At 74.5% G+C, this 20,817-nt stretch carries 26 protein-coding genes; 10 read left to right on the top strand and 16 right to left on the bottom strand.

The window, feature by feature from the left end; genetic code table 11:
* Positions 1 to 9 precede the first annotated feature (9 nt).
* Positions 10 to 1,119, top strand: a complete 1,110-nt coding sequence (locus tag WCD41_RS14380) for a glycosyltransferase family 9 protein (protein ID WP_337714090.1) — start codon at positions 10 to 12, stop codon at positions 1,117 to 1,119.
* On the opposite strand, the gene selD is transcribed toward WCD41_RS14380, so the two are convergent.
* The 3 genes from selD to WCD41_RS14395 all read right to left on the bottom strand — a co-directional run bounded on the left by selD (position 1,112) and on the right by WCD41_RS14395 (position 3,504).
* Entirely contained in the window at positions 1,112 to 2,116 is a 1,005-nt protein-coding gene (gene selD, locus WCD41_RS14385) for a selenide, water dikinase SelD (protein WP_337714091.1), read from the bottom strand. The genes WCD41_RS14380 and selD overlap by 8 nt on opposite strands.
* 48 nt (positions 2,117 to 2,164) lie before the next feature.
* Complete coding sequence (locus WCD41_RS14390; RefSeq protein WP_337714092.1) at positions 2,165 to 2,881, bottom strand: DUF742 domain-containing protein; 717 nt, start codon at positions 2,879 to 2,881, stop codon at positions 2,165 to 2,167.
* Positions 2,882 to 3,285: 404 nt separating this feature from the next.
* Positions 3,286 to 3,504: an RNA-binding S4 domain-containing protein gene (locus WCD41_RS14395; protein WP_337714241.1), complete on the bottom strand. Its 219-nt coding sequence runs from the start codon at positions 3,502 to 3,504 to the stop codon at positions 3,286 to 3,288.
* 50 nt (positions 3,505 to 3,554) lie between these two features.
* Here WCD41_RS14395 and WCD41_RS14400 point away from each other — a divergent pair, with 50 nt between their 5' ends.
* Positions 3,555 to 4,298, top strand: coding sequence for a sulfite exporter TauE/SafE family protein (locus WCD41_RS14400; protein ID WP_337714093.1), 744 nt, complete (start codon positions 3,555 to 3,557; stop codon positions 4,296 to 4,298).
* On the opposite strand, the gene WCD41_RS14405 is transcribed toward WCD41_RS14400, so the two are convergent.
* Genes WCD41_RS14405 through WCD41_RS14420 form a run of 4 tightly spaced genes read right to left on the bottom strand, consistent with a single transcriptional unit; the run spans position 4,295 to position 6,584 of the window.
* On the bottom strand, positions 4,295 to 5,017 hold the full coding sequence (locus WCD41_RS14405) for an SDR family NAD(P)-dependent oxidoreductase (protein WP_337714094.1): 723 nt from the start codon (positions 5,015 to 5,017) through the stop codon (positions 4,295 to 4,297). The genes WCD41_RS14400 and WCD41_RS14405 overlap by 4 nt on opposite strands.
* Entirely contained in the window at positions 5,014 to 5,469 is a 456-nt protein-coding gene (locus WCD41_RS14410; protein WP_337714095.1) for a GatB/YqeY domain-containing protein, read from the bottom strand. Before WCD41_RS14410 ends, WCD41_RS14405 begins: the two co-directional genes overlap by 4 nt.
* A gap of 13 nt (positions 5,470 to 5,482) precedes the next feature.
* Positions 5,483 to 6,214: an SDR family oxidoreductase gene (locus WCD41_RS14415; RefSeq protein WP_337714096.1), complete on the bottom strand. Its 732-nt coding sequence runs from the start codon at positions 6,212 to 6,214 to the stop codon at positions 5,483 to 5,485.
* 19 nt (positions 6,215 to 6,233) lie between these two features.
* Positions 6,234 to 6,584: a VOC family protein gene (locus WCD41_RS14420; protein WP_337714097.1), complete on the bottom strand. Its 351-nt coding sequence runs from the start codon at positions 6,582 to 6,584 to the stop codon at positions 6,234 to 6,236.
* 88 nt (positions 6,585 to 6,672) lie between these two features.
* On the opposite strand from WCD41_RS14420, the gene WCD41_RS14425 reads away from it, so the two are divergent.
* Both WCD41_RS14425 and WCD41_RS14430 read left to right on the top strand, forming a co-directional pair.
* Positions 6,673 to 7,242, top strand: a complete 570-nt coding sequence (locus tag WCD41_RS14425) for an RNA polymerase sigma factor (protein WP_337714098.1) — start codon at positions 6,673 to 6,675, stop codon at positions 7,240 to 7,242.
* Entirely contained in the window at positions 7,239 to 7,979 is a 741-nt protein-coding gene (locus tag WCD41_RS14430) for a methylated-DNA--[protein]-cysteine S-methyltransferase (RefSeq protein WP_337714099.1), read from the top strand. The genes WCD41_RS14425 and WCD41_RS14430 overlap by 4 nt, the downstream gene beginning before the upstream one ends.
* Positions 7,980 to 8,214: 235 nt before the next feature.
* Here the strand turns inward: WCD41_RS14430 and WCD41_RS14435 are convergent, their stop codons facing one another.
* The 3 genes from WCD41_RS14435 to msrA form a co-directional block, all read right to left on the bottom strand.
* On the bottom strand, positions 8,215 to 9,036 hold the full coding sequence (locus tag WCD41_RS14435) for a mycofactocin-coupled SDR family oxidoreductase (protein ID WP_337714100.1): 822 nt from the start codon (positions 9,034 to 9,036) through the stop codon (positions 8,215 to 8,217).
* 67 nt (positions 9,037 to 9,103) lie between these two features.
* Positions 9,104 to 9,892 (bottom strand): DUF1684 domain-containing protein, encoded by a 789-nt coding sequence (locus tag WCD41_RS14440; protein ID WP_337714101.1) that lies wholly within the window; start codon positions 9,890 to 9,892, stop codon positions 9,104 to 9,106.
* A complete protein-coding gene (gene msrA, locus WCD41_RS14445) occupies positions 9,889 to 10,407 on the bottom strand; it encodes a peptide-methionine (S)-S-oxide reductase MsrA (RefSeq protein ID WP_337714102.1) in 519 nt (172 codons plus the stop codon). Before msrA ends, WCD41_RS14440 begins: the two co-directional genes overlap by 4 nt.
* Before the next feature lie 120 nt (positions 10,408 to 10,527).
* Here msrA and WCD41_RS14450 point away from each other — a divergent pair, with 120 nt between their 5' ends.
* Positions 10,528 to 10,995: an SRPBCC family protein gene (locus tag WCD41_RS14450; RefSeq protein WP_337714103.1), complete on the top strand. Its 468-nt coding sequence runs from the start codon at positions 10,528 to 10,530 to the stop codon at positions 10,993 to 10,995.
* Here WCD41_RS14450 and WCD41_RS14455 read toward each other — a convergent pair.
* Entirely contained in the window at positions 10,949 to 11,542 is a 594-nt protein-coding gene (locus WCD41_RS14455) for a 2'-5' RNA ligase family protein (protein WP_337714104.1), read from the bottom strand. The two genes, WCD41_RS14450 and WCD41_RS14455, sit on opposite strands and share 47 nt — an antisense overlap.
* 15 nt (positions 11,543 to 11,557) lie before the next feature.
* Between WCD41_RS14455 and WCD41_RS14460 the strand changes: the two genes are divergently transcribed.
* The 3 genes from WCD41_RS14460 to WCD41_RS14470 are packed head-to-tail and all read left to right on the top strand — an operon-like array spanning position 11,558 to position 14,860.
* Positions 11,558 to 12,007: a helix-turn-helix transcriptional regulator gene (locus WCD41_RS14460; protein ID WP_337714105.1), complete on the top strand. Its 450-nt coding sequence runs from the start codon at positions 11,558 to 11,560 to the stop codon at positions 12,005 to 12,007.
* Between the two features lie 5 nt (positions 12,008 to 12,012).
* Complete coding sequence (locus WCD41_RS14465) at positions 12,013 to 12,423, top strand: VOC family protein (RefSeq protein WP_337714106.1); 411 nt, start codon at positions 12,013 to 12,015, stop codon at positions 12,421 to 12,423.
* Between the two features lie 28 nt (positions 12,424 to 12,451).
* Positions 12,452 to 14,860, top strand: coding sequence for an ATP-binding cassette domain-containing protein (locus tag WCD41_RS14470; RefSeq protein WP_337714108.1), 2,409 nt, complete (start codon positions 12,452 to 12,454; stop codon positions 14,858 to 14,860).
* Here the strand turns inward: WCD41_RS14470 and WCD41_RS14475 are convergent.
* Positions 14,833 to 15,747 (bottom strand): LysR family transcriptional regulator, encoded by a 915-nt coding sequence (locus WCD41_RS14475; protein ID WP_337714242.1) that lies wholly within the window; start codon positions 15,745 to 15,747, stop codon positions 14,833 to 14,835. The genes WCD41_RS14470 and WCD41_RS14475 overlap by 28 nt on opposite strands.
* A 74-nt stretch (positions 15,748 to 15,821) precedes the next feature.
* Between WCD41_RS14475 and WCD41_RS14480 the strand changes: the two genes are divergently transcribed.
* Both WCD41_RS14480 and WCD41_RS14485 read left to right on the top strand, forming a co-directional pair.
* Positions 15,822 to 16,937, top strand: a complete 1,116-nt coding sequence (locus WCD41_RS14480; protein ID WP_337714109.1) for an EamA family transporter — start codon at positions 15,822 to 15,824, stop codon at positions 16,935 to 16,937.
* 348 nt (positions 16,938 to 17,285) lie between these two features.
* On the top strand, positions 17,286 to 17,660 hold the full coding sequence (locus WCD41_RS14485) for a cupin domain-containing protein (protein WP_337714110.1): 375 nt from the start codon (positions 17,286 to 17,288) through the stop codon (positions 17,658 to 17,660).
* A gap of 28 nt (positions 17,661 to 17,688) precedes the next feature.
* Here the strand turns inward: WCD41_RS14485 and WCD41_RS14490 are convergent, their stop codons facing one another.
* The 4 genes from WCD41_RS14490 to WCD41_RS14505 all read right to left on the bottom strand — a co-directional run bounded on the left by WCD41_RS14490 (position 17,689) and on the right by WCD41_RS14505 (position 20,767).
* The gene (locus WCD41_RS14490; protein ID WP_337714111.1) at positions 17,689 to 17,907 is read right to left on the bottom strand and encodes a hypothetical protein; all 219 of its coding nucleotides are present in this window, start codon (positions 17,905 to 17,907) and stop codon (positions 17,689 to 17,691) included.
* Positions 17,908 to 17,911: 4 nt separating this feature from the next.
* Positions 17,912 to 18,670, bottom strand: a complete 759-nt coding sequence (locus tag WCD41_RS14495) for an SDR family NAD(P)-dependent oxidoreductase (protein ID WP_337714112.1) — start codon at positions 18,668 to 18,670, stop codon at positions 17,912 to 17,914.
* The gene (locus WCD41_RS14500) at positions 18,667 to 20,157 is read right to left on the bottom strand and encodes a class I adenylate-forming enzyme family protein (RefSeq protein ID WP_337714113.1); all 1,491 of its coding nucleotides are present in this window, start codon (positions 20,155 to 20,157) and stop codon (positions 18,667 to 18,669) included. Before WCD41_RS14500 ends, WCD41_RS14495 begins: the two co-directional genes overlap by 4 nt.
* 139 nt (positions 20,158 to 20,296) lie before the next feature.
* A complete protein-coding gene (locus tag WCD41_RS14505; protein ID WP_337714114.1) occupies positions 20,297 to 20,767 on the bottom strand; it encodes a MarR family winged helix-turn-helix transcriptional regulator in 471 nt (156 codons plus the stop codon).
* Between the last annotated feature and the right edge of the window lie 50 nt (positions 20,768 to 20,817).

The raw sequence follows: 20,817 nt of genomic DNA on the forward strand, positions 1-20,817 counted from the left end.
TCCCGCGACGTGATCAGCCCTGCCCTCGGGCTCCCCGCCACACCCGCTCCTCTCGTCCCCGAGGTGCGGCGGCTCGCGGTCCTGCGCGCGAACGGGCTCGGCGACTACGTGGTGGCCGAGCCCGCCCTCGCCGCCCTGCGCCGCGCCTACCCGGACGCCGAGGTGACCCTGCTGGGCGCGGGCCACCACGCCGCGCTGCTGGAGGGCCGGCGCTCCCCCGTGGACCGGGTCGTCACCGTGCCGCTCATGCCGGGCATCCGCGTCGGCTCCGACCCCGACGCGGGCGAGGACGAGATCGAGGCGTGGTGCGCCGGGCAGCGCGCCCACGGCTACGACCTCGCGGTGCAGATGCACGGCGGCGGGCGGAACTCCAACGCGCTGCTGCTGCGTCTCGACGCCCGGGTGACGGCCGGGTCCGCGACGCCGGACGCCCCGCGCCCCGACCGCTGGGTGCCGTACTGGCCCTACCAGCACGACACCATCCGCTGGCTGGAGGTCGCCGCCGCGGCCGGGGCGACGCCGACCCGCGTGGAGCCCCGCGTCGACGTCACCGCCGCCGACACGGAGGCCTCGCGGGCGGTCGTCCCGGAGAGCGACGCGCCGCTGCTCGTCGTGCACCCCGGCGCCACCGACGCCCGCCGGTGCTACCCCGAGGAGCGCCTCGGCGCGGTCGCCCAGGACCTCACCGACCGGGGCGCTCGCGTGGTCGTCGTCGGCGGTCCCACCGAGGCCGACCGGGTCGAGCGCGTCGCGGCGGGCATGCGTACGACGCCCGAGACGGCCGTCGGCACCCTCGACCTCCCGGGCCTGATCGGCCTGCTCTCGCGCGCCACGCTGATGCTGGGCAACGACTCCGGGCCCCGGCACCTCGCGGGTGCGGTCGGGACGCCGACGGTCGCGGTGTTCACCTACGCGAACCTGGCCGACGTGGCCCCGCTGACGCGCGTGTGGCACCGCGTGCTCGTCTCCTGGCACGGCGGGTGCCGGGTGTGCGGGCTGCGCGTGCTGGAGGGCTGGTGCGGCCACGAGGAGAGCGCCACCCACGACGTCCCCGAGGAGGACGTCCGCGAGGCCGCCCGTGACCTGTGGGACCAGGTCCGGGTCCCCCAGGTCACCTGACCCGGAGTGTCCGGCCCTCCTCGGCGGCGACGATCTCGCCGATCACGGGGTGCCCGGGGATCTCGCCGGCCAGCAGCAGGCCGCCGGAGGTCTGGGCGTCGGCGAGCAGCAGGGCCTCGGTCTCGTCGACGTCGAGGCGTGCGTGCGGGCGCACCCAGTCGAGGTTGCGCCGCGACCCGCCGGGCACGTAGCCGTCGCGGGCCGCCTCGCGGGCGCCGTCGAGGAACGGGACGGCCGAGCTGTCGATCACCGCGGTGACCCCGGACGCCCGGGCCAGCTTGTAGGCGTGCCCGAGCAGCCCGAAGCCCGTGATGTCGGTGCCCGCCCGGATGCCCGCCGCCAGCGCCGCGCGCGAGGCCTCGGCGTTCAGCGTGGTCATCACCGCGATCGCCTCGGTGAACGACTCGCCGGTGGCCTTGTGCCGGTTGTTGAGCACGCCGAGCCCGAGGGGCTTGGTGAGGGTCAGCGGCGTCCCGGGGCGCGCGGCGTCGTTGCGGATCAGCGCGTCCGGGTCGGCGAGGCCGGTGACCGCCATGCCGTACTTGGGCTCCGGGTCGTCCACCGAGTGCCCGCCGGCGACGTGGCAGCCGGCCTGGTCGGCGACCGCCAGGCCGCCGCGCAGGACCTCGGCGGCCAGGTCGTAGGGCAGCACCTCGCGCGGCCAGCACAGGAGGTTCAGGGCGATCACGGGGCGCCCGCCCATGGCGTAGACGTCCGACAGCGCGTTCGCCGCGGCGATCCGCCCCCACTGGTAGGGGTCGTCGACGACCGGGGTGAAGAAGTCGGTGGTGGCGATCAGCGCGACCCCGTCGCGGATGCGCACCGCCGCCGCGTCGTCGCCGTCCTCCAGCCCGACGAGCAGCTCGCCCTCGCGCGGGGTCGACGGCGAGGGCATCAGCCCGCGCACCACGTCCTCGAGCTCGCCGGGCGGGATCTTGCAGGCGCAGCCGCCGCCGTGGGCGTAACCGGTGAGACGGACGGCGGGCGCAGCGGTCATGCCTCCGTTCTACCTCGTCGGGTCGAGCTCCCGCTCCGCTTCGTCTCCCTACAGCCTGTGCAGACCGTCCAGCACCCGCTGCATGATGTCGCGCGACGGGGCACCGCTCGACGCCACGGCCCGCGGGTGCACCAGCAGCAGGCCCGCGCCCGCCATGTCGTCGATGATCACCCGCGCGACGCCGAGCGGCACCGAGAGCAGCGCCGCGACCTCGGCGACCGAGCGCGGGTCGACGATGACGTCGCCCAGCGCGACGTGCTCGGGGTCCTCCAGCGGCGGGCGGGGCGACGGGATCGACACCAGCGTCTCGACGGCGAGGTCCGCCCGCGTCCGGGTGCGCCCGCGGGTGCGCACGTAGGGCCGCACGCGCGTGCGCGTGCTCTCCGGCGGGGGCTCGGAGGTGAGGAACAGCGGCAGGGTCGGCGTCTCGTCGACCGCGGGCTGGCGCCGGTCCGGCGCGGGGGCCTGCTCCGGGACGACGGCGTCCTCGGCCTCGGTCCGCGCGGCCTCCCGGCGGGCCCGCCGCGCGTGCGACCCGAAGCGGGCACCGGTGAGCGGGGCCTGCTCGACGGCCTCGATGGCTCCGGGGAGGTCGACCCCGGCGGCGTCACCCGCGTCCCCGGCCTCGTCCTGCGCCGCGACCTCGAGGACCTCCTCGGCGAGCGGACGGGGGAAGCGCGCCCCGGTGCGTCCCACGCGCGAGCGCCGGCGACGACGGTCGCCGCCCGGACGTTCGACGCCGTCGGCCCCCTCCCCGTCGCTCACGCTCCGCGTCCTCCCGGTGATCACGATCGGTGGATACCGCCGCCCGATCCCCCCGCGACGTGACGGCGCGGGGCACCGGACGAACGGGATCCGACGCCACGATAGAGCAGGTCTCGGTTCCGTCACACGGTCGTCCGCACCCCGATCGGGCGGACGTGACACCTGTGACACGCAGTGACACCGCCGTTACCGAGTGACGACCGTGTCACGCGCTCGGGACGACCTGGTTGCGACCGGATCGGAGGTCGTGTCCAGCGACGACGCCGGGCGGAGGGAGGGCTAGGCTTGCGCTCAGCCCCATCTCGGACCTCTCTCCGTGGGGCTTTTCCCACCGAGGCTCGGGGTCGTCGTCGTTCCACCCGGTTCGCCGGGACGGCGACCCCGAGTCTCGTTGCATGTACTCATCAACTTGCCGGTCCCCGGACGCGGATCCGCTCGCCGGCGAGGGCCACGACGTCGCCGGATCCGACCTGGCGTCCGCGCCGGGTCTCCCCGCGGCCGTTGACGGTGACCTCCCCCGCCTCGAGGACCTCGCGAGCGGCGGCACCGTGCTCGACGAGGCCGGCGAGCTTGAGCAGCTGGCCGAGGCGGATGGTCTCGTCACGGATCTCGACGTCCCGGATCCCGGCGCGGTGCTCCACCGGGCGAGTGTCCCCCGCGGGTCGGTGATGAGATGGCGCGGATGGTCGTGCTGCTCGTGGTCGCCGGGTTCGCCGCCGGGCTGACGGGCTCGATGGCCGGGTTGGCGTCGCTGTTCTCCTACCCCGCGCTGCTGGCCGCGGGCCTCTCGCCGGTGGCCGCCAACCAGACGAACACCATCGCGCTGGCCGTCGCGAGCGTCGGCTCGGTGCTCGGCTCGCGCCCCGAGCTGCGCGGTCAGGGTCAGCGTGTTCTGCGCCTGCTGCCGCTGACCCTCGTCGGCGGAGCGATCGGCGCGGGCCTCGTCCTCGTCACCCCGTCGGACGCGTTCGCCCTCATCGTGCCGTTCCTCGTCGCCGGCGCCTCGCTGGTGCTGCTGCTGCGGCCCCGCCCCGACGCGACCCCGGTGACCTCGCGGGTGGGGCAGGCCGCGACGGTCGTCGGCGTCCTCGCCGTCGGCGTCTACAGCGGCTACTTCGGTGCGGCCGCCGGGGTGGTGATGATGGCGCTGCTGACCCGCGCCCTCGCCGACAGCCTCGTGCGCGTCAACGCCGTGAAGAACGTGCTGCTCGGCGCCTCGAACGCGGTCGCCGCGGCGGGGTTCGCGGTGCTCGGGGAGGTGTCGTGGTCGTCGGCGCTCCCCCTGACCGCCGGGCTGCTGGTCGGCAACTACTGCGGCCCGGCGATCGCGCGGCGCCTCCCGCCGACGGTGCTGCGGATCGGGATCGCCGTGGCCGGCCTCGTCCTCGCCGGCGTGCTGCTGGCGAGGGCCCTCTAGAGGGTCTGGCCCCCGTCGACGACCACCGTCTGCCCGGTGATCGCCCGGCTCTCGACGAGCCCGAGCACCGCCCGCGCGACGTCCTCGGGCGTGGTCTCGCGGTCGAGCAGCGCCTTCGACGCCAACTCGCGCCCGCGCTCCTCGTTGCCCGCCCACCAGCGGGTCATGACGAGGCCGGGGGCGACCTCGTTGACCCGCACCGGCGCGAGCGCGCGGGCCAGGGAGCGGGTCAGGCCGTGCAGCGCGGACTTGCTCACCGCGTAGGGCAGGGACGAGCCGCTGCCGGTCAGCCCGGCGATCGAGCCGATGTTGACGACGACCCCGTCCTCGGCGGCGCGCAGGTCGTCGGCCGCGGCGCGGGCGCAGTACCAGGGCGCCATGAGGTTCACCCCGAGCATCTGCCGCCAGACGTCGTCGGTCGCGCCGTCGAGGTCGTCGAGGGGCAGCGGGATGGTCGCGCCGGCGTTGTTGACGAGCACCTCGACCGGCCCGAGCTGCGCCCTCACCTCGGCGACCATCGCGCGGACGGCGTCGTCGTCGGTGACGTCGGCCGCGACGGCGATCGCGCGCCCGCCGTCCTCCCGGATCGCGGCGACCGCCGACTCGGCGTCGTCGGACGAGCGCCGGTACGAGATCGCGACGGCGTGGCCCGCGCGGTGCAGCGCGAGGCTGCAGGCGCGCCCGATGCCGGTGCCGCCGCCGGTGACCAGCGCCGTCACGAGCTCAGCTGCCGCTTGACCTCGCCGGACACGCGGCGCCCGTCGGCACGACCGGCGATCCGCGGCTGGACCACCTTCATGACCTGCCCCATCTGCTTCGGCCCCTCGGCGCCGGTCTCGGCGATCGCCGCGGCGACCAGCTCCGTGAGCTCGGCGTCGGAGAGCTGCGCGGGCAGGTAGTCGGTGAGCACGGCCTGCTCGGCGCGCTCACGGTCGGCGAGCTCGGAGCGCCCGGCGCCGTCGAAGGCCTCCGCGGACTCGCGCCGCTTCTTCGACTCGCGCCCGATGACGGTGACGACCTCGTCGTCGGTGAGCTCGCGGTGGGACTCCCCCGCGACCTCCTCGGTGTTGATCGCGGACAGCGTCATCCGGATCGTCGACACCCGGACCTCGTCGCGGGCCTTCATCGCGGTGGTGAGGTCGCTGCGGAGTCGTTCTTTCAGCTCGGACACGACCCCACCGTAGTCACGTCACGCGACGGAGAATCGGGGTCGGCATCACGCGCAGGAGCCGGCCGAGGACGGCCCACGGCCACGTCGGCACGTACGCGGACGCCGGGGCCTTCTCGATCGCGTCCACCATGGCCCGGGTGCCGGTCGCGGCGTCGACGGAGAAGGGCCTGCTCATGCCGCCGTTGAGCTCGGTGCGGATGTAGCCGGGGGCGAGCGTCGTCACGCGGATCGGGGTGTCGGCGACGTCGACACGGATGCCCTCGGCGAGGTGGGACAGGGCGGCCTTCGTGGCGGCGTAGGTGGTCTGGGCGCCCTTCAGGCCACGGTCGGCGGCCACCGAGGAGACGACGACGAGGTGCCCGGCGTTCTGCGCCCGGAAGATCTCCATCGCCGCCTCGCACTGGGCCAGGGCGGCGACGAAGTTGGTCCGCGCCGTGGCGAGGTTGGCGTCGAAGCGCCCGGTGCCGATCGGGGCGCCCTTGCCGATCCCGGCGTTGACGACCACCCGGTCCAGCCCGCCGGTCTCCTGGTGCAGCCGGCGGACGGTGCTGAACACGGCGTCGTGGTCGTCGACGTCGAGGGTGGCGACGGCGACGTCCACGCCGGTGGGGGCGAGCTCGTCGCGCAGCTCCTCGAGGCGGTCGAGGCGCCGGGCGACCAGCGCGAGGTCGTGGCCGCGGGCGGCGAGCTCGCGGGCCATGCCCGCGCCGAGCCCGGCACTCGCCCCGGTGATCAGTGTCCGCACGGGGAGCGTGCCTACCAGCTCACGCGTGGGCGAGCACGTTCACCACCACGCCCTGCGGGGTGCGCACGAAGAACCGGCGCACGCCCCACGGCTCGTCGGTGAGCGGGTGGACGATCTCGTAGCCCTCCGCGACGGCCTGCGCGTGCACGGCCTCGAGGGCCGCGAGGTCCTCCACCTCGACGGACACGCGGCTGTCCTCGGGGGCCGTCGCGTCGCGGGAGATCAGCTGGACCTGGGCGGTCCCCGCGCGGTGGTTGACGATCCAGCCCATGTCCATCGGCGTGTCGAGCCCGAGCAGGCCGGTCCAGAACGGGGCGTCGGCGGCGGGGTCCCCGACGGCCAGGTTGGCGACGATGCGCGTCACGGTCATGGCACGGAGCCTGCCGCGGGAGGCGCCGGCGGTCTTGCACGAATCGGAGGCGCGCCACGGATCGGGCGGGTGTGGTGTTCTCCCCGACGTGGCCGACGACGAGCAGCTGCGCACCGCGCTGGTCGAGGACCTCGACGCGGGGTTCGAGGCGGTGGTGCGCACCCACGGGGACGTGGTGCACGCGGTCGCGCGGCGCACCGCGGACCGCCCGGCGGACGCGGAGGACCTCGCCGCCGAGGCGTTCCTGCGCGCCTACCGGGCGCTGCGCGGCTACGACGCGGCGCGGATCGAGCGCCTGGACCTGCGGCCCTGGCTGCTGACGATCCTGCTCAACACCGCTCGCAACGACCGCCGCGACGCCGCCCGCCGGCCCCGCACGGACGGGGCCGCCGACCCACCCGACCGCGCGAGCCCGGCTCCGGGCCCCGCCGAGCGCGCCGAGGCGACCGACCTCGGCGACCGGCTCGCGGCCCTGCTCGCCGAGCTCCCGGTCGCGCAGCGCACCGCCGTGGTGCTGCGCCACGTCGTCGACCTGCCGGTGGCCGAGGTGGCCTCCGTGCTCGCGTGCAGCGACGGGACCGCGCGGTCGCACGCCGCGCGGGGGCTCGCCGCGCTGCGGTCCCGCCTGACTGCTCCGCCTCCTGAGGAGACCTCATGACCGACTCGCTGCTGGAAGACCTCCGCGACCTCGCCGAGCCCGCCCCCGCGACCCTCGCCGAGCGGGTCGTCGACGGCTGGGTGCGCGCCGAGAGCCCGCTGGGCGAGGTGTACGCCGTCGTCGGCGCCGGCGGGGTGCGCCTGCTCCGGACCGCCACGTACGCGGGCGACCTCGACGCGTTCCTCGAGGGCTACCGCGCGCGCCACGGCCGCCCCGTCCGCCCGGCGCCGCGCCCGCCCCGTGGCCTGCTGCCCGCGCTGCGGGGCACGGGACGGTCGCCGGCGGTGGACCTGACCGACGTGGGTGACTTCGCCCGCAAGGTCCTCGACGCCACGGCGCGCATCCCCGCGGGACAGGTGCGTCCCTACGGGTGGGTGGCCCGGGAGGCCGGGCACCCGAAGGCGGTGCGCGCGGTGGGCACGGCGCTGGCCCGCAACCCGGTCCCGCTGCTCGTGCCCTGCCACCGGGTGGTGCGCGGGGACGGCGATCTCGGCCAGTACCTCTCGGGCCGCGCGGACAAGGTGGCGCTGCTCGAGCGCGAGGGCGTCGACCTGCCGCGGCTCGCCGAGCTCGCCGCGTCGGGCACCCGGCTGATCGGCAGCGACACCACGGGCATCGTCTGCCTGCCGACCTGCCACCACGCGCGCCGGATCACCGCGCCGCACCGCCAGGGGTTCGCGAGCACCGACCGCGCCCGCGCCGCCGGCTACCGGCCCTGCCGCGACTGCCGCCCGTAGCGCGGGGGGTTCCGACCGAAGGGCACCTTCGGTCGGATAGACGGGCGAGGGTCACCCCTCGCCGGAACGTTGCCCGCCGCAGAGCCCGGCGAGAGGCACCTCGCGCAGGTCGACATGCCTGTTGATCATGCGCAACGCGCCTCTCGCCGCGCCGCGCGGTGATCAGGAGTCGACCACCGCGCGGTAGATGGCGCGGGGGCGGGCAGGTCGAGGACCTCGTCGTCCTGGCAGCACATCAGCGCACCGCGAACCCGGCGTCGACGGGCAGCGCCACGCCGGTGACGTGCCGGGCGCCGTCGGAGACGAGGTAGGTGATCGCTGCGGTGACGTCCTCGGGGGCGAGCAGGTCCACGGGCAGCAGGTTGCCGACGTCCGGCGTCTCGCCGTCGGGCGGGTCGGTGAACAGCGCGGCGACGGCGTCGTTGAGCACCATCGTCGTCGCGACCCCCGACGGGAGCACGGCGTTGACGCGGATGGAGTACGGCGCGAGCCAGTGCGCCCAGCTGCGCATGAGCCCGACGACCGCGTGCTTGCTGGCGATGTAGCCGTCCGTCTGGCCGGTGCCGTCGCCGCCGCGCCCGGTGGTCCCCATGGACGAGCTGGTGAGGACGACGGCGCCGCCGCGACCCTGCGCGATCATCGTCGGCGCGGCGGCCTGCACGGTGTTCCAGACGCCGACGGTGTTGACCTCGAGCTGGTCGCGGAACGCCCGCGCCGCGGTGACGTCCGGTGCGGCCATCCCGATCCCGGCGTTGGCCAGCACGATGTCGACGCCGCCGAGCTCCTCGATCCCCGCGGCCACGGCGGCACCCACCGCGTCGGTGTCCCGGACGTCGGCGACCTGCGCGCTCACCCGCCCGCCGCGCGAGCGGATGCCGTCGGCCGTCTCGGCGAGGTCGTCGGGGCTCGCCAGGGGGTAGGCGACGCCCTCGTCCGGTGCGCAGACGTCGACGGCGATCACGTCGGCGCCCTGCTCGGCGAGCCGCCAGGCGTGGCTGCGGCCCTGACCGCGGGCGGCGCCGGTGATCAGCGCGACCCTTCCGCTCTGCTCAGACATGGCCCATGACCGTACCGAAGTGGTCCTGAATTGCAACCACTCGGTACGGCCATGCGACCGACCTGGGTCAGACCGGCGTCTTCTCCCCCGCCTCGACCGGCACCGTGACGACGTTGCCCGCCGGGGGCAGCGGGCAGGTCGCGTACGCCGTGAACGAGCAGGGCAGGTTCAGCGTCCGGTTGAGGTCGATCCGCACCGACCCGTCCTCGGCGGGGGCGTCGGTGGGCAGGATGCGCCCGCCGCCGTACGTGCTGTGCCCGGAGGTGCCGTCGCGGAAGTGCAGCCGCAGCTCGCCGGCCTCGCCGCCCAGGACGGTGAGCTCCTGCTCCTCGCCGCCCAGGGTGAAGCGCACGGTCCCGACGGCGGTCGGGTGGAACCCCAGGCCGTCGACGACGGTGTCGACGTCGATGCGCCGGGGAGCGTCCCACGGGGTGTACTGCCCGGTGACGACCCACGACCCGTCGACGGGGAACGCGGGCACGCCGGCGAACCGCGCGAGGGTCGGGCCCTGCGGGTCGCGGACGCGCAGGGCCACGTGCTCCTCGCGGCGGATCACCTCGACCCGCCGCTCGCCCACCGCGACGAGCGCGCCGGGCTTGCCGTCGACCGGCTCGACCCGGACGGTGCCGTCGACCGGCACGCCGTCCACGGACACGTCGTCGCCGGCGGCCGCGGTGACCTCGGCGCCGCCGTCGGCGGCCCGCCAGGTGCCCGGCAGGTCCTGGTAGGCGCGCGCCTCACCGTCGAGCCAGTGCAGCCCGGTGAGGCTGAGCCACCCGTGCGGCGCGCGGAGATCGTTCTCGCGCTCCGCGTGCCAGGTGGCCCAGTCCTGCGCGAGGTCGACCGTGCTCGTCATGCCGACGTCGTCTCCTCGCGCTTCGGGAGCACCCAGCCCGGGCGCACGAAGTGGCACGTGTAGCCCCAGGGCATCTTCTGCAGGTAGTCCTGGTGCTCGGGCTCGGCCTCCCAGAACTCGCTCGCCGGCTCGACCTCGGTCACCACCGGTCCCGGCCACAGGCCGGAGGCATCGACGTCCTTGATGGTGTCGCGGGCGACGGCCTCCTGCTCGGGGGTCGTGTAGTAGATCGCCGACCGGTAGCTGCGCCCGATGTCGTTGCCCTGGCGGTTGCGGGTCGACGGGTCGTGGATCTGGAAGAAGAACTCCAGGATCTCGCGGTAGGAGATCGTCGAGTCGTCGTAGACGACCTCGACGGCCTCGGCGTGATCGCCGTGGCGCCGGTAGGTCGCGTTCGGGGTGTTCGGGTCGCCGGAGTACCCGACCCGCGTCGAGAGGATCCCGGGTCGCTGACGGAGCAGCTCCTGGGCGCCCCAGAAACACCCGCCGGCCAGGATCGCGGTCTGAGTGGCCACCGATTACCTCCTCGGTCTCGCCTGCACGTGGCACAACGCGTTCGGCGGGACGGCTGTTCCGGCCCGACCGGACCCCATCCGCGCCGTTGATGTGCCACTCGGGGTGACATGCTGCGCACCGTGAGCGAGCAGCGCATCGAGGTCACCCGATGGATCGCGGCCGAGCCGGCGTCGGTCTTCGACGTCCTGCGCGACCCGCACGGGCACGTCGCCATCGACAGCTCGGGCATGCTCATGGCCGCCTCCGGCGAGCCGGTCGAGGCCGTCGGTGATCGCTTCACCGTCCACATGGACCGCGAGGCGCTCGGCGACCGGCCGCTCGGGCGCTATGACGTCGACGTCGTCATCACCGTCTACGAGCCCGACCGGGAGATCGCCTGGACGATCGAGGGCCAGGCGCGGCCCTACATCGGCCACGTCTACGGCTACCGTCTCGAGCCCGTCGAGGACGGCACGAGGGTCACCTCCTATTACGACTGGTCCGACATCCACCCCGAGTGGGCGGCGCGCGACATCTTCCCGGTGATCAACCCGAACTCGCTCAAGGCGACCCTGGGCATCCTCGCCCGGACGGTCCAGAAGGACTGACCCCGAGCAAGGCCTCCGCCGCCACGTCCCAGGTCTGCGTCCGCACCATCAGCGCGACGCGGTCCACCCGGACGGTCAGGGGCAGCTGCGGGGCGATCGCCGCCTCGGCCGCGCGCAGGGCCTCCGTCGTGGCGGCCCGGCGCAGCCCGACCGTCAGGTGCGGGACGAGCTCGCGCTCCTCGGCGGGCAGCTCCGGGAATCCCGCCCGCACGCGGTCCGCGATCTCCCGGAACCCCGCGACCGCGTCCGGCGCGAGCCAGAGCACCCGGTCGGAGAACCAGCGCAGCTCGGCGAAGGTGCACGCGAACGCCGGAACCGCCGCGACCGCGCGGCGCAGCGCCGCCACGGTCTCCCCGGTGAGCGCGGCGGGCTCGACGAACGGGCGCACGAGGGTGAGGTGGGCGCCGAGCCCCCGGCGGGCGGTGGGGTCGAGCTCGGCGCGGAACGCCCCGACCAGCGGCTCCGCCTCCGGCACCAGCGCCGCGATCATGGTGCGGACGCCGCGCACCGTTCCCTCGCCGACGTGTCCGATTCGAGCGGGGTCCATGGCACGATCCTGCAGGTGACCAGCCGGCCCTCGCGGGAGGAGCACCTGCGCGACCTCGCGCTGCTGCGCCGGGTCCGGGACCGCATCGACCGTGAGTACGCGCAGCCGCTCGACGTCGAGGCGCTCGCGCGCGGCGTGCACTGGTCGGCGGGTCACCTGAGCCGCGCGTTCCGCCGGGCGTACGGCGAGAGCCCGTACAGCTACCTCATGACACGGCGCATCGAGCGGGCGATGGCGCTGCTGCGCCGGGGCGACATGAGCGTCACCGACGTCTGCTTCGCGGTCGGCTCGTCGTCGCTCGGGACGTTCACCACGCGCTTCACCGAGCTGGTCGGGGTGTCGCCGGGCGTCTACCGCAAGCAGCAGGCCGGACCGGGCCCGGGGATGCCGCCGTGCGTGGCCAAGCAGGTCACGCGACCGGTCAGGAATCGAGAAGTACCCGTCGCCGGGCCGCCCCTAGCGTGACCGGCATGGACCTCACGATTCACAACGCCTTCCTCCCCCACCACGACAACGACGCCTCCCTCGCGTTCTACCGCGACGTCCTCGGCTTCGAGGTGCGCAACGACGTGGAGTACATGGGCATGCACTGGCTCACCGTCGGTCCCGTCGACCAGCCCGGCACGTCGATCGTGCTGTACCCGCCGGCCGCCCAGCCCGGCATGACCGACGAGGAGCGCCGGACCGTCGGTGAGATGATGGCCAAGGGCACGTTCGCGTCGATCAACCTCGCCACGAAGGACCTCGACGACACGTTCGGGCGGCTCCAGGCCGGTGACGCCGAGGTCGTCCAGGAACCCACCGACCAGCCGTGGGGCATCCGCGACGCCGCCTTCCGCGACCCCGCCGGGAGCACGATCCGGATCTTCGAGGTGAAGTGAAGCAACCGCCCGCACGAACGGAGACCCGATGAGCACGGCGACCAGTCAGGCCAACGGGACGGCGGCGCCCGCCGGGCACGACGCCGACAGCCACGACCTGATCCGTGTGCACGGCGCGCGCGAGAACAACCTGCGCGACGTCAGCGTCGAGCTGCCCAAGCGGCGTCTCACGGTGTTCACCGGGGTCTCCGGGTCCGGCAAGAGCTCGCTGGTGTTCGGCACGATCGCGGCCGAGTCCCAGCGGATGATCAACGAGACGTACAGCGCGTTCGTCCAGGGCTTCATGCCGACCCTCAACCGGCCCGACGTCGACGTCCTCGACGGCCTGACCACCGCGATCGTCGTCGGCCAGGAGCGAATGGGCGGCGACGTGCGCTCGACCGTCGGCACCGCCACCGACACCGGCGCGATGCTGCGGATCCTCTTCAGCAGGCTCGGCGTGCCCCACATCGGCGGGCCGCAGGCGTTCTCGTTCAACGTCGCCTCGATCAGCGGTGCCGGCGCGGTGACCTTCGAGAAGGGCGGCCGCGAGGTCAAGGAGCGCCGCGACTTCAGCATCACGGGCGGCATGTGCCCGCGCTGCGAGGGCCGTGGCACCGCGTCGGACTTCGACCTGACCGCGCTCTACGACGCCTCGAAGTCGATCAACGAGGGCGCGATCACGATCCCCGGCATGAGCATGGACGGCTGGTTCGGCCGCATCCTGCGCGGCTGCGGGTTCTTCGACCCGGACAAGCCCATCGCGCAGTTCACGAAGCGCGAGCTGGACGACCTGCTCCACAAGGAGCCCGTCAAGCTCAAGATCGAGGGCATCAACCTCACCTACACCGGGCTGATCAACCAGATCCAGAAGTCCTTCCTGTCGAAGGACCGGGAGGCCATGCAGCCCTACGTGCGGGCGTTCGTCGACCGCGCGGTCGTCTTCACCACCTGCCCGGAGTGCCACGGCACCCGGCTGTCCGAGGCCGCCCGCTCGTCGCTGATCGACGGCAAGAACATCGGCGACGTCGCCGCGATGCAGATCAGCGACCTGGCGGACTGGGTGCGCGGGCTGGACGAGCCGTCGGTCGGACCGTTGTTGGCGTCGCTGTCGGAGACCCTGGACTCGTTCGTCGAGATCGGCCTCGGCTACCTCTCCCTCGACCGCCCCGCGGGGACGCTCTCGGGCGGCGAGGCGCAGCGCACGAAGATGATCCGCCACCTCGGCTCGGCGCTCACCGACGTCACCTACGTCTTCGACGAGCCGACGATCGGGCTGCACCCGCACGACATCGCCCGCATGAACGACCTGCTGCTGCGCCTGCGCGACAAGGGCAACACCGTGCTCGTCGTCGAGCACAAGCCGGAGACCATCGCGATCGCCGACCACGTCGTCGACCTCGGGCCGGGGGCGGGCACCGCCGGCGGGGAGATCGTCTTCGAGGGCACGCTCGACGGCCTGCGTGCGAGCGACACCCGCACCGGCCGCCACCTCGACGACCGGGCGACGCTCAAGCAGACCGTGCGCACGCCCACCGGGGTGCTCGAGGTCCGCGGCGCGCACGCCCACAACCTGCAGGACGTCGACGTCGACATCCCGCTCGGCGTGCTCGTCGCGGTGACGGGCGTGGCGGGCTCGGGCAAGAGCTCGCTGATCCACGGGTCCGTGGCCGGGCGGGACGGCGTCGTCGTGGTCGACCAGGCGCCGATCAAGGGGTCCCGGCGCAGCAACCCGGCCACCTACACCGGCCTGCTCGAGCCGATCCGCAAGGCGTTCGCCAAGGCCAACGGGGTCAAGCCCGCCCTGTTCAGCGCGAACTCCGAGGGCGCGTGCCCGAACTGCAACGGCGCCGGCGTGATCTACACCGACCTCGGGATCATGGCGGGGATCTCGACGCTGTGCGAGGTGTGCGAGGGCAAGCGCTTCGACGCCTCGGTGCTGGAGTACCGCCTCGGCGGGAAGGACATCAGCGAGGTCCTCGGGCTCCCGGTGGCCGAGGCCGTGGAGTTCTTCGGGGCCGGCGAGGGGAAGGTCCCGGCCGCGCACAGGATCCTGCTGCGGCTCGCCGACGTCGGGCTCGGCTACCTGACCCTCGGCCAGCCCCTGACCACGCTGTCGGGCGGCGAGCGCCAGCGGCTCAAGCTCGCGACGCAGATGGCCGAGCAGGGCACGGTCTACGTCCTCGACGAGCCCACCACGGGCCTGCACCTGGCGGACGTCGAGCAGATGCTCGGCCTGCTCGACCGGCTCGTCGACTCGGGGAAGTCGGTGATCGTCATCGAGCACCACCAGGCCGTGATGGCGCACGCCGACCGCATCCTCGACCTCGGCCCGGGCGCGGGCCACGACGGCGGGCGCGTGGTGTTCGAGGGGACGCCCGCCGAGCTCGTCGCCGACCGCTCCACCCTGACCGGGCGGCACCTCGCCGATTACGTGGGCGCGACTGCCGGCACCTGAGCGAGCACCTGGTCGAGCACCAGGGCCAGTGGCGGCCACGCCGTCCGGCCCCGGCGGGTGACCGCCGCGGCGCGCATCCGGACCGCGGGCGCGCGCAGCGGGACGATCGCGACACCGGGTGCGGCGGGACGGTCGTGCGGGAGCAGGCCGACGCCGAGGCCGGCGAGGATGAGGTCCTCGACGAGGTCGAGGCTGTCGGCCTCGTGGGTGGTGCGCAGCGCGAAGCCCGCCATCGACGCGAGGGTGCGCAGCACCTGCTCGTCGGCGGGGTTGCGGGAGTTGCCGATCCAGGCGCGGTCGCGGAAGGCGGTGATCACGGCCAGGGAGTCGTGCGCGTCGTGGGGGATCTGGTCCTCCGGCACCGCGAGCCCCCACGGCGTCGTCCACAGCGGTGTCGCCGCGAGGTCGGGGTCGAGAGCGGCCGGGGCGAGGTCGTAGTCGTAGGTGAGGGCGAGGTCGATCCGGTCCGCGACGAGCATCGCGTGCGCCTCGGCCGGCTCGTACTCGCGGATCGTCAGCGCTACCTGCGGATGGGTGCGGGCCATGGCGACGACGGTCGGCATGAGCGCCCGGCGGATCGCGCTCGCGAACCCGGCGACGCGCACGAGGCCGTGCGGCTCGGCGGCCGGGTCGAGGTCGCGCTGCGCCGACTCGACGGCGGCGAGGATCGCGCGGCCGTGCTCGGCGAGCCGGTGCCCGGCCGGGGTGAGGCGGGCGCGGCGCCCGTCGGGCTCGACGAGGGCCGCGCCGGCTTCCCTGGCGAGGGCGGCGATCTGCTGGGAGACCACCGAGGTGCTGGTGCCCATCGTCTCGGCGACGACCCGCATCGATCCGTGCCGGGCGAACTCGACGAGGTAGGGCAGGCGCCGCGTGTCCACGCGGCCCATCATCCGCGATCCGCGAACATTTCGTCCAGGAATCTCACGTGGACGCGGACGATCCCACGTTCTTCACTGGACGCGTGCTCCCCACCTCCGCCCGCTCCGGGGCCGCCATGGCCGTCGGCGCCATGCTCTGCGTCCAGCTCGGCCTCGCCCTGTCGACCGGGCTGTTCGACGCCGTCGGGCCGGCCGGCACGGCGACCCTGCGCCTGCTGTTCGCCGGCGCCCTGCTGCTCGCGATCGTGCGCCCGCGCCCGTCGGCGTTCACGCGGACGAGCCTCGCCGCGTGCGTCGCGCTGGGCACGGTCACCGCGGGGCTCACGATCCTGTTCACCGAGGCCATCGCCCGCATCCCGCTCGGCACCGCCTCGGCCCTGGAGTTCCTCGGCCCGCTCGGTGTCGCGCTGGTCCGCGGCCGGGGGCGCGCCCGGGCCTGGGCGCTGCTCGCCGCCGTCGGCGTCGTCCTCCTGACCCACCCGTGGCAGGCCGGGCTCGACCCGGCCGGCGTGGGCTTCGCGCTCGCCGCGGCGGCGTGCTGGGCCGGCTACATCCTGCTCACCCAGCGCGTCGGCGACCACGTCGTCGGCCTCACCGGCCTCGCGGTCTCGATGCCGGTGGCCGGGCTCGTCGCCGCGCTCGTCGCCGGCCCGGGCCTGCTCGCCGACCTCGGCACCGGGCGGCTCGACACCTCGGTGCTGCTCGTCGCGCTCGCGATCGCCCTGCTCATGCCCGTCGTGCCGTTCAGCCTCGAGCTGCTCGCCCTGCGGCGGCTGACGACCGCGGCGTTCGGCACGCTGATGTGCCTCGAGCCCGCCGTCGCCCTCGCGATCGGCGCCCTGCTCCTGGCCCAGACACCGACGCTCGAGGCGGCGGTGGGGATCGCCGCGGTGGTCGCGGCCGGGATCGGGGCGGAGCGGTCGGGAGCCCGGGCCTCAGGCGTAGGAGGCGACCAGTCCCACGACGACACCGGCGATCCCGATCACCGCGACGACGGCGCCCCAGAAGAGCGCAACACGGATGTGGCGCATGCGTCGGCCCGCCCACATCAGCGCGGCGGGCAGCAGGCCGAGCGCGGCGAGGCCGAGGAAGGGCACCGTCAGGGCGGTGAGAACCCCCTGGGTGCCGGACGGGACGGCACGCTCGCCGTCGGCGTCGAGCTGCGCGCGGAAGGTCTCCCCGGCGGTCGAGTCGGGTGAGGTGTCGACGCGGACCGCGGGGCTCCCGTCGTCGGGGACGAAGACGCCGTCGCAGTCGTAGCGGCCCTTCCCGAGGTCGGTGCACTGCTCGACGGTCAGCGCGCCCGGGGTGCCGACCTCGCCCGCCGCGAGCCGCACGTCACCGACCCCGAGCGCGATGGGCAGCACCGAGATCGCCAGCCACAGGAACGCGAGCACCGCGCGGCCGACCGGGCCGGGCTGGCGGTGCATGCTCGGCGTCGGGGCGCCGTACTCCGTCACGACGCACAGCATGGCGGGCGCGTGCCGGGCGGTGGTTGAGGGAACGGTGTGGGTCCGACCATCGACCACCCAGGACCGAGGCATCCCATGAGCTTCTTCGTCCGACCGGCCGGCGACGGCGACCGCTACGCGTTCGGCGGCGCGACCTTCACCGTCAAGGCGAGCGGGACCGACACCGAGGGGCGGGTCGGCGTCATGGAGCAGGCGGCGCCCGCCGGGCTGACCGTCCCCCCGCACACCCACGAGGGCGAGGACGAGATGTTCTACGTCCTCGCCGGCGAGGTGCGCGGCTTCTGCGGCGACGAGCACTTCACCGCCGCAACGGGCGCCTTCATCTTCCTGCCCCGCGACGTCGAGCACGGCCTCGAGGTGGTCGGCGACCGGGAAGCGACACTGCTGACGATCGTCGGCCCGGCCCGCTTCGACGCGCTGGTGGTGGAGCAGGGCACGCCCCTGACCTGAGTCAGACCCGGGGCAGCACCGTCTCGAGCTAGCTCTGCACGGCCTCGCCCTGGCGGTAGTGGCTGCAGAAGTAGTTCGGCAGCGGGAACAGGCGACCCTCGCGCACGGCGCGCACCTGCCGGCCCGGCGGGTCCGCGGACGATGCACCCCGGGGTCCGGGAGGACGGGCGCGGGCGGCACGCCGGGTATGCAACCGCGCGTCCCACTTCCGGCGCACGCCGACACGGGCCGGGATGACGGGCGTCACGCCGCTACAGCATCTGACCGCCGGAGGCCTCGATGCGCTGCGCGGTGATCCAGCCCGCGCTCTCGGCGGTGATCGCGCGCAGCGCGCCACCGATGTCGTCGGGCTCACCGACCCGGCCGAAGGCGTGGTTCGCGGTGATCATGGCGCGGTAGCGCTCGTCGTCGCGGATCATCCCGCCGCCGATGTCGGTGGCGGTCGCGCCGGGGGCGAGGACGTTCACCGTGATCCGCCGCGGGCCCAGCGCCTTGGCCGCGTACTTCGTGTAGACCTCGATCGCCCCCTTCATCGCGGCGTACACCGAGAACAGCGGGTTCGCCGCGTAGCGGGTCAGGCCCGAGGAGACGAACACGACCCGCCCGCCGTCGCGGATCCGCGGCGCCAGGAGGTCGGTGAGCAGGATCGGCCCGCGGACGTGGACGGCGTAGAGGGCGTCGACGGTCGCGGCCTCGATGCCGCCGAACGGGGTGGTGCCCTCGAACCCGCCGTTGTTGACGAGGACGTCCAGGTCGCTACGGCCCCACCGGTCCCCCAGCTCGCGGGTCAGCGTCTCCGCGAAGGCCGGGAAGGACGCGTGGTCGGTGACGTCGAGCGGCAGGGCCAGCGCCCGCCGCCCCCGCGCCTCGAGGTCCGCGACGACCTCGGCGGCCTCCTCCGGGTGCGACCGGTAGGTGACGACGACGTCGTCGCCGTCGTCGGCGAGGGCCTGCGCGGTGGCGCGCCCGAGGCCCCGGTTGCCGCCGGTGATCAGGGCGATCCGGCTCACCGGGAGGCCCCCAGGACCTCGTCGCGCAGCGCGTTCTTGAGGATCTTGCCGATGGTGCTGCGGGGCAGCTCGTCGCGCAGGACCACCCGCTGCGGGACCTTGAACCTCGAGAGCCGCTCCGCGCACCAGGCGACGAGCTCGTCGGGGTCGGCGTGTGCTCCGGGGCGGAGCACGACGTGGGCGACGATCGCCTCGTCGTACACCGGGTCGGGCACGCCGTGCACCGCGCCCTCCAGCACGGCGGGGTGGGCCGCGAGCACCTGCTCGACCTCGCTGGCCGCGACGTTCTCGCCGGCCCGCTTCATCATGTCCTTGGCGCGGTCGACGAAGTACGCGCGCCCGCTCTCGTCGCGGCGCACCTGGTCGCCGGTGCGCAGCCAGCCGTCGTCGAACAGCGCCGCGGTGGCTTCCGGGCGCCCGTCGTAGCCCGGCGTCACGTCGACGCCCGGCCGGCCGCGGACCTGCAGCTCGCCCGGCTCACCGTCCTCCCCCACGACCCGGACCTCGACGCCCGGCAGCGGCAGGCCGATCGAGTCCCACCGGCGCCGATCGTCGAGGGGGTTGATGAACGGCGGCACGACGGTCTCGGTCATCCCGTAGAGCTGCAGCAGCGGCGCGCCGAACCGGGTCTCGAACTCCTGCGCCTGCGCCGCGGCGAGGTTCTGCGCGAACAGCACGAGCCGCAGGGCGTTGTCGGCGTCGTCCGGCGCGGGCGTGGACCGGGCCAGCACCATCCGGATGGGCGCGGCGAAGAGGCTGGCCAGCGTGGGGCGCAGCTCGCGGGCCTGGGCGGGCCACGCGGTGGCCGAGAAGCGCGGCGCGACGGCCAGCGAGGCGCCCGCCACCAGCGCGGACATCAGGCAGTAGTACTGGGCGTTGCCGTGGAAGAGCGGCAGCGTGACGAGCCAGCGGTCGGCGGCGGTGACCCCCAGGTGGTCGGCGACGAGGCGGCCGACCCGCCGGTAGTTGGCGGGGGTGACCTGCACGCCCTTCGGGACGCTGGTGGTGCCCGACGTGAACATGATCGCGGCGAGCTCCGGGTCCACCGCGACCGGCGGCGGCGTGCGACCGGCCCGCCGCGCCACGAGCTCGTCGAGGGTGAGGACCCGGCCGCCGGCCGCCGCCACCGTCGCGCGCAGCTCGCCGTCGACGACCGAGAGCACCGCGTGCGAGTCGGCGAGCTGGTGGGCGACCTCGTCGGTGGTGGAGAGCGGGTTGACCGGCACGACGACGGCGCCGAGGCGCGCGCAGGCGAACCAGACGTCGAGGAACTCCGGGCGGTTGGGCGTCATGAGGTGCACCCGCGCCCCGGGCTCCACGCCGAGCCCTCCGAGCCCACCGAGCAGGCCGGCGGTCGCGTCGGCACGCCGGACCTGCTCGGCGTACGAGACGGTCTCGGTGCCGGTGTCGCCGGCGAACACCAGGAACGGCGCGTCCGGGCGATCCGCGGCGATGGCGGCGAGGAGGTCGTAGACGCTGGTGCTCACGGGCCCTCAACTTGTACTGGGGTACATGTTCGTGCCGGACAGTAGAGCGTCGCCCCGTGGCGGGCAAGCGGGTGCGCCCGCGGGGTACGACCGGGTCCGGTGAGCTCCGCCGAGCCCTCCGCGCGGCGCACGCGGGCCGTCAGGTGAGGGAGGCCTGCTCCACCGACGCCGGGTCCAGGCCGTCCTGCAGGCGCCGCAGGAGCCCCTCGAACTGGTCGGCGTCGGCGCCGAGCAGCTCGCGGAACTGCGCGCGGACGTCGGCGGTGGCCTCGTCCCAGTCCGCGAGCGCCCGCCGCCCCCGGGCGGAGACGACGATGAGCACCCGGCGCCGGTCGGAGACGTCACGGCGCCGCAGGACGAGGTTGGCCGACACCATCCGGTCGACGAGCTTGCTCAGCTTCGGCGCGAGCAGCAGCACGTGCTCGGCGACGACGTTCATCGGGCAGCCGCCCCGCGCGGCGAGCAGGCGCAGGATCCGCCACTGGTCGAGGCTGGAGCCACGACCGCGCAGCGCCTCCTCCAGGCGCGCGGTGAGGGTGCGCTCGACGAGCGAGAGGAGCCGGAGCGCCTCGTCCCCGTCCTGGGCTGTCCCTCCGTCGTTGGCCGGCACGGGGGCGATCGTAGCCAGGTCGGGGCGCCCGTCGCGGACGAACTCGTACG

This window comes from Actinomycetospora aeridis (assembly GCF_037400275.1).
Lineage (GTDB): Bacteria > Actinomycetota > Actinomycetes > Mycobacteriales > Pseudonocardiaceae > Actinomycetospora > Actinomycetospora aeridis.